At 73.1% G+C, this 13,184-nt stretch carries 9 protein-coding genes; 7 read left to right on the forward strand and 2 right to left on the reverse strand.

Features of this window, described 5'->3' with window-relative positions; translation table 11 throughout:
- From CRP56_RS26440 to sucD, 6 genes are all read left to right on the forward strand, one after another.
- Window positions 1–2,472: a DUF5682 family protein gene (locus CRP56_RS26440; RefSeq protein ID WP_097274488.1), complete on the forward strand. Its 2,472-nt coding sequence runs from the start codon at window positions 1–3 to the stop codon at window positions 2,470–2,472.
- Window positions 2,473–2,773: 301 nt separating this feature from the next.
- Window positions 2,774–3,940, forward strand: coding sequence for a vWA domain-containing protein (locus tag CRP56_RS26450; RefSeq protein WP_097267988.1), 1,167 nt, complete (start codon window positions 2,774–2,776; stop codon window positions 3,938–3,940).
- 179 nt (window positions 3,941–4,119) lie between these two features.
- The gene (locus CRP56_RS26455) at window positions 4,120–4,947 is read left to right on the forward strand and encodes a hypothetical protein (protein WP_097267990.1); all 828 of its coding nucleotides are present in this window, start codon (window positions 4,120–4,122) and stop codon (window positions 4,945–4,947) included.
- Window positions 4,948–5,115: 168 nt separating this feature from the next.
- Window positions 5,116–6,798 (forward strand): hypothetical protein, encoded by a 1,683-nt coding sequence (locus CRP56_RS47200; protein ID WP_143664943.1) that lies wholly within the window; start codon window positions 5,116–5,118, stop codon window positions 6,796–6,798.
- A gap of 455 nt (window positions 6,799–7,253) precedes the next feature.
- On the forward strand, window positions 7,254–8,432 hold the full coding sequence (gene sucC / locus CRP56_RS26465) for an ADP-forming succinate--CoA ligase subunit beta (RefSeq protein ID WP_097267992.1): 1,179 nt from the start codon (window positions 7,254–7,256) through the stop codon (window positions 8,430–8,432).
- Between the two features lie 19 nt (window positions 8,433–8,451).
- Window positions 8,452–9,336 carry a succinate--CoA ligase subunit alpha gene (gene sucD, locus CRP56_RS26470; RefSeq protein WP_097267994.1) on the forward strand — a complete coding sequence of 295 codons (885 nt, stop codon included), beginning with the start codon at window positions 8,452–8,454 and terminating at the stop codon, window positions 9,334–9,336.
- A gap of 109 nt (window positions 9,337–9,445) precedes the next feature.
- On the opposite strand, the gene CRP56_RS26475 is transcribed toward sucD, so the two are convergent.
- The gene (locus CRP56_RS26475) at window positions 9,446–10,297 is read right to left on the reverse strand and encodes a sigma factor-like helix-turn-helix DNA-binding protein (RefSeq protein ID WP_257041064.1); all 852 of its coding nucleotides are present in this window, start codon (window positions 10,295–10,297) and stop codon (window positions 9,446–9,448) included.
- Between the two features lie 96 nt (window positions 10,298–10,393).
- Between CRP56_RS26475 and CRP56_RS26480 the strand changes: the two genes are divergently transcribed.
- Window positions 10,394–12,304: a cell division protein PerM gene (locus CRP56_RS26480; protein WP_097267996.1), complete on the forward strand. Its 1,911-nt coding sequence runs from the start codon at window positions 10,394–10,396 to the stop codon at window positions 12,302–12,304.
- Window positions 12,305–12,307: 3 nt separating this feature from the next.
- Here the strand turns inward: CRP56_RS26480 and CRP56_RS26485 are convergent, their stop codons facing one another.
- The gene (locus CRP56_RS26485; RefSeq protein ID WP_097267998.1) at window positions 12,308–13,141 is read right to left on the reverse strand and encodes a hypothetical protein; all 834 of its coding nucleotides are present in this window, start codon (window positions 13,139–13,141) and stop codon (window positions 12,308–12,310) included.
- Window positions 13,142–13,184: the final 43 nt, after the last annotated feature.

Here is a 13,184-nt window from a genome sequence, read left to right on the forward strand (position 1 = left end):
GTGACCGGCATTGACGGGGGCGCGGGCGCGGTGATCGGTGGGGAGCCGTTGCTGCTCGGCGTGCGGCATCACGGACCCGGGTCGGCCCGCGCGGTGCGGGCGGCGCTGGACGCGGCCCGGCCGCGGGTCGTCCTGATCGAGGGCCCGCCCGAGGCCGACGCCCTGATCCCGCTGGCCGCCGACGCGGACATGCGGCCGCCGGTCGCCCTCCTGGCCCACGCGGTGGACGAGCCCGGCCGGTCGGCGTTCTGGCCGCTGGCCGAGTTCTCCCCGGAGTGGGTGGCGCTGCGATGGGCGCTTGAGCAGGAAGTCCCGGCCCGTTTCATCGACTTGCCGGCGACGCACTCGCTGGCGTGGGGGAGGGACAGGGATACGGGGGCTGACGGGACGGACGAGGCCGAGCCCGACAGAGGTGAGGGGACCGACGGGTCCGACGGGTCCGACGGGTCCGATGGGTCCGACGGTGCCGGTCGGGTCGACGTCCGGGTCGATCCCCTCGCCGTGCTCGCCGAGACGGCCGGTTACGACGACCCCGAGCGCTGGTGGGAGGACGTCGTCGAGCATCGGGGCGGCGGCACCGGGGACGTGTTCGGGCCGTTCCTCGCGCTGGAGGAGGCGATGGGGGCGCTGCGGGAGACGTACGGGCACGGGGGCCACGACAAGGACCTCGTGCGGGAGGCGTACATGCGGCTCCAAGTGCGGGCGTCCCAGCGGGAGTTCGGGACGGGGGTGGCCGTCGTGTGCGGGGCGTGGCATGTGCCGGCGCTGCGGCGGAAGACGTCCGTGGCCGCCGACCGGGCCCTGTTGAAGGGGCTGCCGAAGGTCAAGGCGGAGATGACGTGGGTGCCGTGGACGCACCGCAGGCTGTCCCGGGTCAGCGGCTACGGGGCGGGGATCGACTCACCGGGGTGGTACGGGCATCTGTTCGCGGTGCCGGACCGGCCGATCGAGCGGTGGATGACCAAGGTGGCGGGGCTGCTGCGGGAGGAGGACCGGCTCGTCTCCTCCGCGCATGTCATCGAGGCGGTGCGGCTGGCGGAGACGCTCGCGGCGATGCGCGGGCGCCCGCTGGCGGGGCTGAGTGAGACCACCGACGCGGTACGGGCGGTGATGTGCGAGGGCTCGGACGTACCGCTGTCGCTGGTGCACGACCGGCTCGTGGTCGGGGACGTGCTCGGCGAGGTGCCGCAGGGGGCGCCCGCGGTGCCGTTGCAGCGGGACCTCGACCGGGCACAGCGCAGGCTGCGGCTCAAACCGGAGGCGTTGGAGCGGGAGTTGGAGCTCGATCTGCGCAAGGAGATCGATGCCGGCCGCAGCAGACTGCTGCACCGGCTGCGGCTGCTGGGCGTGGCGTGGGGCGAGCCGGTGGCGTCGCGGGGGAGCACGGGCACGTTCCGGGAGACGTGGCGGTTGCGCTGGGAGCCGGAGCTGGCGGTGCGGGTCGCCGAGGCGGGCGTGTGGGGGACGACGGTGCCCGCGGCGGCGACGGCCAAGGCGGAGGCGGACGCCGTCGGCGCGCCGAGCCTCGCCGACGTCACCGCGCTCGCCGAGCGCTGTCTGCTGGCCGAACTCCCGGAAGCCCTCCCGGTGGTGATGCAGGTCCTCGCCGACCGCGCGGCCCTGGACACCGACGTCGGCCACCTGGCCCAGGCCCTGCCCGCGCTGGTCCGCTCCCTGCGGTACGGCGACGTCCGCGGCACCGACACCCGCGCCCTCACGGAGGTCGCCGAGGGCCTCGCCGAGCGGATCTTCGTCGGCCTTCCCCCGGCCTGCACCGCACTTGACGCGGACGCCGCGGAGGAGATGCGGCGGCATGTGGACGCGGTGCATGGGGCGGTGGGGTTGCTGGGGGACGCGGCCGCGGTGACAGGGGCTGACGGGGCGGAGCGGGGTGCAGGTCCCCTGCGGGTGCGCTGGCACTCCGTACTGCGGGTGTTGTGCGGGCGGGAGAGCGTGCCCGGGGTCATTCGGGGGCGGGCCGTGCGGTTGTTGCTCGACGACGGGGAGTTGGGGCAGGACGAGGCCGCCCGGCTCATGGGGCTCGTGCTGTCGCCGGGGACACCGCCGGCGGACGCGGCGGCCTGGATCGAGGGCTTTGTCGGCGGGGGCGCCGGGGGCGGGATGCTGCTGGTGCACGACGAGCGGCTGCTCGGGCTGGTCGACGCCTGGCTGACCGGGGTGGCGGCGGACGCCTTCACGGATGTGCTGCCGCTGCTGCGCAGGACGTTCTCGGCGTACGAGGCGGGGGTCCGGCGCACGCTGGGCGAACTGGTCCGGCGGGGACCGGGCGAGAGGGCGGCCGGTGGGTCGGCTGGCAGCGGCGCTGGCCTGCCCGGCTTCGCGGCCGACCTCGATGCCACGCGGGCGGACGCGGTGCTGCCGGTGGTGCGGCTGCTGCTGGGGCTGGGGCTGGAGGGCGTACCTGGTCATCGGGACGCCGGCGACAACGACCTTGCGGGAGTGGGGATATGACGACCGAGTGGATGAGTGGGGTCAGTAGGCCGGGGGAGCGGATCGGTGGGACGGGGGAGTGGAGTCGTGGAGCGGGGGAGCGGATCGAGGGGGCGGGTGCGGTGACGGACGGGCAGGAGACGGCGATCTCAACGGCGATCCCGGCGGAGCTCCCGGCGGAGTTGCCGACAGAGGGGCGGCCGAGGGCGAGTGTGCGGGTGATGCCGCTGTGGGCGCGGCCGTTGGCGGAGCCCGAGGAGCCGGGGTGGTCCCTGGCTGCGCGACGAACGGCGACGGCCCGGTCTCTCGAGGGGGCCGGGGTATGAGCGGCGACGTCCTGGATCCGGCGCAGGAGCGGCTGCGCCGGTGGCGGCTGGTGCTCGGTGGGGGCGCGGCGGACGGGACCGGATGTGTGCTCGGTGGGCGGGACGCCGCGATGGACGGGGCGTTGACCGCGCTGTACGGGAAGGGGGACGGGCGGGGGCAGCAGTCGGGGCGGGACCGTTCCGCGGGGCTGGGGGCCTCCGCGCCGTCCGTGGCGCGCTGGCTCGGCGACATCCGGACGTACTTCCCGTCCTCGGTCGTCCAGGTGATGCAGCGCGACGCCATCGACCGACTCGGTCTCGCCACCTTGCTGTTGGAGCCGGAGATGCTGGAGGCGGTGGAGGCCGACGTCCATCTGGTCGGCACCCTGCTCTCGCTCAACAAGGCGATGCCGGAGACGACGAAGGAGACGGCACGGGCGGTGGTGCGCAAGGTCGTCGAGGACCTGGAGAAGCGGCTCGCGACCCGGACCAGGGCCACCCTGACCGGCGCCCTCGACCGCAGCGCCCGTGTCAGCCGCCCCCGGCACCATGACATCGACTGGAACCGCACGATCGCGGCCAACCTCAAGCACTATCTGCCGGAGTACCGGACGATCGTGCCCGAGCGGCTCATCGGCTACGGACGGGCCTCGCAGTCGGTGAAGAAGGAGGTCGTCCTCTGCATCGACCAGTCGGGGTCGATGGCGGCGTCGGTCGTGTACGCGTCCGTGTTCGGGGCGGTGCTCGCCTCCATGCGGTCGATCAACACCCGGCTCGTCGTCTTCGACACCGCGGTCGTCGACCTCACCGACCAGCTCGACGACCCGGTCGACGTCCTCTTCGGCACCCAGCTCGGCGGCGGCACCGACATCAACCGGGCGCTCGCGTACTGCCAGTCGCAGATCACCCGGCCCGCGGACACGGTCGTCGTGCTGATCAGCGATCTGTACGAGGGTGGCATACGCAACGAGATGCTCAAGCGGGTCGCGGCGATGAAGGCGTCGGGTGTGCAGTTCGTGACGCTGCTCGCGCTGTCCGACGAAGGTGCGCCGGCCTACGACAGGGAGCACGCGTCCGCGCTCGCCGCGCTGGGCGCACCGGCCTTCGCCTGTACGCCGGACCTGTTCCCGGAGGTGATGGCGGCGGCGATCGAGAAGCGGCCGATTCCGGTGCCGGAGGGGTGATATGTCGACCCGGTGACCGGCGACTCCGGGCAGCAAAAGGGACATGACTACCCATCGGTAACGGAGGGCTTGCGCAACCTCCGCACTCCCGTGCGAGTATCGACGCCACTTCAGCGCCGCGTCGACGCGTGGCTCGTCACGCGTGCCGTGTTCCGCCGCACGGGAGGATCCGCCCCCTCTTGACCTCGCCAGCCGCTCTGCCCAGTGCCGCTTTGCGCGTGTTGCGCACGGCGGCTGGGCGGCGTGCGCTGCAAGTGGTCGTGCTGGTGGGTGGGTTGTTCGCGCTCGGGTTCCTCTGCGGGGAACGGGCGAGCGCGGCGGAGGGCGTGCCGACGGGGACGTCCCGTGAGGTCGCCTCGGTTGCTCCGGTTGCTCCGGTGGCCCCGGTGACTTCCGTGGTGCCGGTGGACGGCAAGGTCGTACAGCCGGTCGGGGACCTCGTGGAGACGGTCACCGAGCAGCTGGCCGAGGCGCAGGCACAGGCGCAGGCACAGTTGCCGGCGCCGCCGAGCCTGCCGGACGTCCCGGCCGCGCCCGAGCTCCCGGTGCTGCCGGCGCAGACCTTGCCGGCGCCGGTCACGGCGACGCCGCAGCCGGGCTCCTCGGCGGACGGCCCGACCGGTGGACACGGCTCCGCCGGCTCCGACAGCTCAGACAGCCCTCACAAGGCGAGGGCGAGCAAGGCGAAGGCAAGCAGGGTCGGCGATGACTACGGTCCGTCGTACGGCGATGGTCATGCCGCCACGGGTACGGCTGCCAAGGCCGACCGGCACCGTGCCGCGACGTCGGGCGGGTACGTCCCCGCGCACCCGGCGCCCGCGGGCGATCAGGACGGGGTGCTGGCCCATCGGTCCGGCGTGGACAACGGTTCGCCGCGGCACGGCGACGCACAGGCCGTCTCCCTGAACGACCGCGCCCCGCTGAGGCTCGTGCCCGGCGGCGTGGTGCGCACCGACGCGGACGGCACCCGGGACAGGCACCGGGACATTCCGGTTTCCCCGGCCTAGAGGGGACGCTCACCCCTGCCGCCGATCCGCGGCGCCGGGGTGGCACGGGTCTGTTCGACCGCCCCGGGAATCCTCCGCACCTTCTGACGGACCCCCGGGACATCTCCCCAGCCGTCCGTAACCCTCCATGGGCTTCGGACGCCCAGTTTCCGAGGACCTGACGTACCCATGAACAAGAACATCCGCCGCTCCGTCGTCATAGCCGCCGGCGTCACCGGTGCGTGGGCGCTCGGCTCCACGGCCGCCAGCGCCGACGAGCTGCCCGCCTCCTCCCTCTCCGTGTCGGACACGACGACGGACGCCACGGACCTCACGGAAGGCGTCACGGCCGACGTCACGAACACGCTGACCGGCGTGACCGACACAGTCGACGGCGTCGTCTCCGCAGTGACCGAAACGGTCGCCGAAACAAAGGCCACCACCCCGCAGGCCACCCAGACCACCCAGACCACCCGGGCTGCCGAGTCCACCAAGACCGCAACCACCTCCACCGTCCCCACCACCGCTAAGGCCCCCAAAATCAAGGGCGCCGCAGCCATCCACGGCGCGAAGGCCGCCCGCGCCGCCCGTGCCGCCCGTGCCGCGCAGGCGCAGCTCGACGCCACAGCCCGGGAGACGGCCGCTGAGACGGTGGTCCCCGCCACGCGGACCACCGTCTCCGACGCGGGCACCCCGCAGGACGACGTCGACTACCTCTTCGGCCCCCTCGCCGTCTTCGCCCCGGAGCTGGAGCGGGCCCTCGCCGGCGCCCAGACCAAGCTGCAGGGCGTGCAGTCGGCGGCGCGCACGCAGGCACAGGGCGTCGACGGCGTCGTACGGACGAAGGCGCAGCAGGTCGTGGCGACCGCGGCCCGCACCCCGTCCACCACCTCCGCAACCATGTCCGCCACCACCTCCGCCACCACTTCCGCATCGTCCGCCGCCACCGCCACCACGTCCGCCATCACTGCCGCGGCCGTCCCCCCGCTGGTCACCGCCGCCGTGCACGGTGCCGTCCCGGTGGTCGATCGGGCGGCGAACGGGGTGGCACCCGTGGCCACCGGAGTCGTGCCCGGCGCCACGCCCGTCGTCACCGGCGCGGTCGACGGCGTCGCCCCTCTCGCCGCCGACACCGTCGCCGGAGTGAGCGGGACCGCCGGGCACGCCGTCGACGCGGCCACCGCGCTCGCCCACGGGCTCGTCGCCGACGTCCAGCCCGTCGCGACCGGCGTCGCCGTCGACGCGCAGGGCCTCGCCACCGGTGCGGTGCACGGCGTCACCCCGGTCGCCGGCGGTGCCGTCGCCGGTGTGCGGCAGGTCGTCGGTGGTGTCGTCGGGGACGTTCCGCCGTATGCCGGCGGGCTCGTCGGGCAGGCCGGTGGTGATGTCGCCGGGAGTGTGCTGCCGCCCGTCGTGAGCACCGCCGTGCACGGGGTCGTCCCCGTCGCGGAGCAGGCCGTGGTCGACGCGGGGGCGCTGGCGTACGGCGTGACGGGGGACGTGCGGCACACCGTCGGGGAGGTGGCGCCGCTCGCGTACGGCGTGGCCGGGCATGCGGGCGGCCTGGCCGAGGGCGTGAGCGAGGACGTCGCGCCCTTCGCGTACGGCGTCACCGGTGCCGTCCAGCCGGTGGTCGGTCTCGTCCAGCCGGTGGTGGCGGGCGTCGGCGGCAGTGCCGAGACCTTCGCGTACGGCGTCACCCAGGACGTCGCCCCCTTCGCCCACGGCGTGACCGGGGACGTGCGGGGGACCGTCGACGGGGTCGTGCCCGTCGTCGGGCACACCGTCGACGGCGTCGGTCCCCTCGCGGGGAACGCCGTCACCGGCCTCCAGGGGGTCGGCCGGTCCGTCACCCCCGGATACGACGCCTGACCCTCCCCCTCTCCCGTCCCCCACACCCGACTCCGCGAGGCAGCACGCCCGGACGGCCGAAAGCCGTCGGTCCGTCCGGCGTGACCCCTCGCGGTCGGAGCCGGGCGGTCCCCATTGGGGTGGGGATCATCGGCTCCACGCCCCGCAAGGGGCTGCTCAAGGGGCCTCACCGGGTCAACCCCAGCCCGGTGAGGCCCTTTCCCCCGAGCTCCCGGGCCCCTCACGCCTGACACGCCGTGCCAGTGAGGGCGGCATCATGTGACAGGTATCACCGCTCAGGTGTGACCCTCGATTTAGGGGCCCCCTGCAAGCAGCGATAACCTGCGAGACGGACATGCCGCGCGCTCGGACACCGTGTGCGCCTCCCTTGTGACACTCGGCGGACGTCACGTTGCCCATCGCGGCACGCCCACGCATCCAACGAACCGCGAGATCACTGATAGGGACGGAAGCGCGTGGACCTGTTCGAGTACCAGGCGAGGGACCTCTTCGCCAAGCACGATGTACCGGTGCTGGCCGGTGAAGTCATCGACACGCCTGAGGCGGCCCGCGCAGCCACCGAGCGTCTCGGTGGCAAGTCCGTCGTCAAGGCGCAGGTGAAGGTCGGCGGCCGTGGCAAGGCCGGTGGCGTCAAGCTCGCTGCCACCGCCGACGAGGCGGTCGAGCACGCGACCAACATCCTCGGCATGGACATCAAGGGCCACACGGTCCACAAGGTGATGATCGCCGAGACGGCCCCCGAGATCGTGGAGGAGTACTACGTCTCCTTCCTCCTCGACCGTGCCAACCGCACCTTCCTCTCCATCGCGTCCGTCGAGGGCGGCATGGAGATCGAGGAGGTGGCGGCCACCCGTCCGGAGGCCGTCGCCAAGACGCCGATCGACGCCAACGTGGGTGTGACCCCCGAGGTCGCGCGCCAGATCGTCGAGGCCGCGAAGTTCCCGGCCGAGGTCGCCGACAAGGTCGTGAACGTCCTCGTCAAGCTGTGGGACACCTTCATCAAGGAGGACGCCCTCCTGGTCGAGGTCAACCCGCTGGCGAAGGTCGCCTCCGGCGACGTCATCGCCCTCGACGGCAAGGTCTCCCTGGACGAGAACGCCGAGTTCCGTCAGCCGGAGCACGAGGCCCTCCAGGACAAGGACGCGGCCAACCCGCTCGAGGCCGCCGCCAAGGAGAAGAACCTCAACTACGTCAAGCTCGACGGCGAGGTCGGCATCATCGGTAACGGTGCCGGTCTGGTCATGTCGACGCTGGACGTCGTCGCGTACGCCGGTGAGAACCACGGTGGCGTGAAGCCGGCCAACTTCCTCGACATCGGTGGTGGCGCCTCCGCCGCCGTCATGGCGAACGGCCTGGAGATCATCCTCGGCGACCCCGACGTCAAGTCGGTCTTCGTCAACGTCTTCGGTGGCATCACCGCCTGTGACGAGGTCGCCAACGGCATCGTCCAGGCGCTGAAGCTCCTGGAGGACAAGGGCGAGGAAGTCACCAAGCCCCTCGTCGTCCGTCTGGACGGCAACAACGCCGAGCTGGGTCGCAAGATCCTCTCTGACGCCAACCACCCGCTGGTCCAGCGCGTGGACACCATGGACGGCGCGGCCGACAAGGCCGCCGAGCTCGCGGCTGCGAAGTAAGGGACGAGGGAACACAGCCATGGCTATCTTCCTCAACAAGGACAGCAAGGTCATCGTCCAGGGCATGACCGGCTCCACGGGCATGAAGCACACCAAGCTCATGCTCGCCGACGGCACGAACATCGTCGGTGGCGTCAACCCGCGCAAGGCGGGCACGTCCGTGGACGTCGACGGCACGGAGATCCCGGTCTTCGGCACCGTCGCCGAGGCGATCGAGAAGACGGGCGCGAACGTATCCGTCCTCTTCGTCCCGCCGGCCTTCGCCAAGGCCGCCGTCGTCGAGGCCATCGACGCCGAGATCCCGCTCGCGGTCGTCATCACCGAGGGCATCGCGGTCCACGACTCCGCCGCCTTCTACGCCTACGCGGTCAGCAAGGGCAACAAGACGCGGATCATCGGCCCCAACTGCCCGGGTCTCATCACCCCCGGCCAGTCCAACGCCGGCATCATCCCGGGCGACATCACCAAGCCGGGCCGCATCGGCCTGGTCTCGAAGTCCGGCACGCTGACGTACCAGATGATGTACGAGCTCCGTGACATCGGCTTCTCGTCGGCCGTCGGCATCGGTGGCGACCCGGTCATCGGTACGACCCACATCGACGCCCTCGCCGCGTTCGAGGCCGACCCCGACACCGACCTGATCGTGATGATCGGTGAGATCGGTGGCGACGCCGAGGAGCGCGCGGCCGCGTTCATCAAGGAGAACGTGACCAAGCCGGTCGTCGGCTACGTCGCGGGCTTCACCGCGCCCGAGGGCAAGACCATGGGCCACGCCGGCGCCATCGTCTCCGGCTCCTCCGGTACGGCCGCCGCGAAGAAGGAGGCCCTCGAGGCCGCGGGCGTCAAGGTCGGCAAGACGCCGACCGAGACGGCGAAGCTGGCGCGCGAGATCCTCGCCGGCTGAGCAGCGTCCTAGCTGAACGTGGGTGGCCCGTTCCCCGGGGTGGGGGCGGGCCACCGGCGTTTCCGCTCACCCGCGCTCGCGGGGTGCCGCTTCAGCCACGGCGGAACAGCTATCGACTCAGCGGTGCCAGTCTCACCGGACCGCTCGTCATCTCGCCCCGCAGCTTCTCCCGCAGTTGCCTCTCCTCCTCCGACAGCGGTCCCTGCGCCACCCGCTCCGGCACTCCCTGGATCTCCGCCCCCGGCGCGATCGGCGGTTCGTAGTGCGTCGGTGCTGTGCGGAGCGTCATCGCCGTCGTGCCGATCAACGCCACCGTGAACGCGATCGCCGCCCGCGTCCAGAAACGGGCCCTGCGTTCGCTGCCCGTCCGCACCACCGGCGGCTTCGCCGCGCGCAAGCGCTCCGTGGCGGCGAGTTCGGCCAGGCGGCGGTGGAGTTCGGTGGGGTCGGACAGGTCCGGCAGGTGCGCGGCGATCATCTCGCGCGCGTTCATCAGCCGCCCGGCCGCCGCCGGTGTGCTCGCCTCCGTCTCCGCCGCCGTCTCCGGCAGGTCGAGGCCGACACCGTCGTACAGCACGAGTGTGCGGCGCTGCGGTGGCGGCAGGCGCAGGAGCGCGGCCAGCAGGGCGCGGTCGGAGGCGTCGGCGGGTGGGGCCTCCGGGCTGCGGTAACGGGGGCGGAAGCGGTGCCAGGGGGAGAGGGCGTGCTCGTACGCCGTGGCCCGCACCCAGCCCGCCGGGTCGCGGTCGACCGCCACCTCCGGCCAGCGCTGCCAGGCGAGTTGGAAGGCCCACTCGACGGACTCGCGGGCGAGTTCACGCCGTCCGGTGAGCAGATAGGCCTGCCGTACGAGGGCGGGAGCGCAGAACGCGTACAGCGCGTCGAAGGCCTGAGCGGGGGTCAGGGGGGCGGCCGGTTCCTCCTCGTGGAACTGAGGTGCCGTCACCTCGCTCTGTGTCACTGGGCGCCCTTTCGTACGAAAAAGTACATAGTCGTATATTGAGCGACACGTCAGGAGTTCGCCTGTTACGACGAGAAAGCGCGTGTCGTTGGCAGCATGACGGTCGTGAACCAGATGACCGTTCGCCGATCGCCCGTCTCGTCCCTGCTCACCCGGTTGCGTGATCGTTCGCCCGGGCTGGCCGCGAGTGTGGTGAGCGGGGTGCTCGCGGCGGGGTTGGGGCTCGGTTCGCTCGCCGTGCTGGTGATGGTGCTGTGGATCAGTTCGCCGTATCCGGACAGCGGACCGAGTGGTGCGCTGCATGTCGCGGCGGCACTGTGGCTGCTCGCGCACGGGGCGGAACTGGTCCGCACGGACACGCTGTCCGGGGTGCCGGCGCCGGTCGGCGTGACGCCGCTGCTGTTGCTGGTGCTGCCGGTGTGGCTGGTGCACCGGGCGGCGCGGGACGTGGTCGCCGACGACGAGGACACGGCCGGGTGGACGGCGTTCATGGGAGTTGTCCTCGGTTATCTCGCCGTCGGCGCGGGGGCCGCGCTGTATGCGGCGGGCGGGGAGATGCGGCCTTCGTGGGTGTGGACGGGGGTGTGTGTGCCGGTCGTGGTGACGGTGGCGGCGGGCGCGGGCGTCTGGACGGCGTACGGCCGCCCGCGCGGCCCCGTCGACAGCGTGCTGCTCCTGCTGCCGGCGTCGGTCCGCCGTCTCGTCCTCGGGCCGGACGCCGGGCAGCGGATCGGGGTGGCGGCGCGGGCGGCCGGTGCGGGGGTGGCTCTGCTGGTGGGCGGCGGTGCGCTGCTGCTGGCGTCGTCCCTGGTCTGGCACGGCGGCGCGGCACGGCTCTCCTTCCTCCAGCTGACGGAGGGCTGGTCGGGCCGGTTCGCCGTACTGCTGCTGTGCGTCGCGCTCGTGCCCAACGCGGCGGTGTGGTCCCTGTCGTACGCCCTGGGCCCCGGCTTCGAACTCGGCGCGGGCCATGTGGTGGCCCCCCTCTCGTCCGCACCGGCCCCGCTGCTCCCACCGTTCCCCCTGCTCGCGGCGGTGCCGGAGGCGGGGACGGGGACCTGGGTGAACTGGGTGGCTGGTTCGGTGCCGGTGATGGCCGGGGTGACGGTGGGGTGGTTCGTGGCGGGGGCGGCGAGCGGGGGGAGAGGCCGGAAGGGGCGGGGTGTGGGGCAGGAGGCGGCGGTCTGGACGCGGGGCCGGACGGCCGGCACCGCCGGGCTCGCGGCGGTTCTCTGCGCGGTCTCGGTCGCGCTGCTCGCGGCGCTCGCGGGCGGACCGCTCGGGGTGGCCGCGCTGGCCTGGTTCGGGCCGGTCTGGTGGCTGACGGGAGGGGCGGCACTCGTGTGGACCGCGGCGCTGGCGATCCCGACGGCGCTGGGGGTGCGGGCTTGGCGGTGCAGGGAGCGCGGGGAGCGGAAGGTACGGCGGGGACGGGCGGGGAGGGGCGCTGGGGCACGGGGAGAGGCGCCGAAGGGTGAGGTCGGTGCCCGGGAGCCGGGAGGCTTCGAGGGGGCTGGGGATGTGCCGGAGGTGGCGGCACCCCGCTCGGGGCGTTGGTTCTCGCGGCGGAAGGGCGACAGTCGGGACGCGGCTCTCAGGACGACGTCCGGCCCCCTGACCTCCGGCCCCGGGACGCCCACAGTCGAGATCCCCGATCCCGAGGACGCCCCCGAGAGCTCCGCCAACCGCTGGTTCTCCCGCAAGCCGCGCGCGAGCCGAGGAGCCGCGGTGCCCTCCACCCCGTACGAACTCGACGCCGACGACGCCGCCTTCGAGCCCTACGACTTCCTGCCCGCCGATCCGCACCCAGCCGCGAATCCGACCGCGGGCTCAACCGGGAGCCCGACCCCGACCCCGACCCCGAGCCCGCCCCCGAACCCGTTCGCGAGCCCGGCCCCGAGCGCGACCGCCAACCCCACCTCGACGCCCCCCACCCCCTGGCAAGACGACGAGGCCTCCCGTGCAGCGCGGTGGGCCGTGCTCAGGGACGTGTCCGACACCGAGTGAGTGTCAGCTCGTGCCCAGGATTCCGCGGAGTTCCTTCGGGAGCAGGTCGCTGCAGGACTGCTTCGCCTGGTTGGTCAGCGCGTCGTTCGTGCAGGTGTAGTAGTCGCTGTAGACGAGCTGGGCCGTGAAGCCCGCGCCGACCAGGACGACCGCCAGGGACGCGGTGACCAGGCCGCTGATCGCCGCCGTGGTCTGGGGGCGGGAGCCCGAGGTGTCCGGCGCCGGAGTGTCGGGGTCGGCGGGGCGGGGCTTGGCGCGCAGGGCGCTGACGCCCCAGTACAGGGCGAGCGCCCCGAGCAGCAGCGCGACGTACGGCCAGCTGAACAGCGCGAAGAAGAAGGCCCACATACCGCTCAGGAGCGAGTACCGCGCCCGGCGCTGGGTGGGGTCGGTGGGGTCCCAGCGCATCCCCGTGCCGGAGCCGCCGCTGCCCTGGCCGCCCTCGGGGCCGGAGCTGCCGGGACGGTCGCCGAAGCCGCCGGAGGAGCGGCCGGGCTGGCGGTCGCTCCACTGGCTGCCCCACGGGGAACCGGAGTCGTCGTCGGAGTCACCGCTCGGGCGGCGTGGCTGCCACGGCCGGTCGGGCGTGCCCTCCGGCGGCGGCGCGAAGGGGTTGTCGTCCCCGGCGGTGTCCCCGGCGGAGCCTCCCGCCCCGGCGTCAGGCCTGGTGTCCCCGGCGTCCGGCCCGGTGTTGCCCGGCTTGTCGCCGGCCGGCTTGTCGTCCGAAGGTGCGTCGGGCGGGGACGCGGGGCGCTCCCGCAGCAGCACGCCGCGGCGCTCCCCTCCCTGCATCGACTGCGGGGGGAGCGTGAGGAGTCGCAGGCTGCGGTCCGGCATCAAGTGAGCGTCTTCCCCTAGGTGATACGGCTGTCTGGCGTGA

It is taken from the genome of Streptomyces sp. TLI_55, assembly GCF_900206255.1.
Taxonomy (GTDB): Bacteria; Actinomycetota; Actinomycetes; order Streptomycetales; family Streptomycetaceae; genus Streptomyces; species Streptomyces aquilus.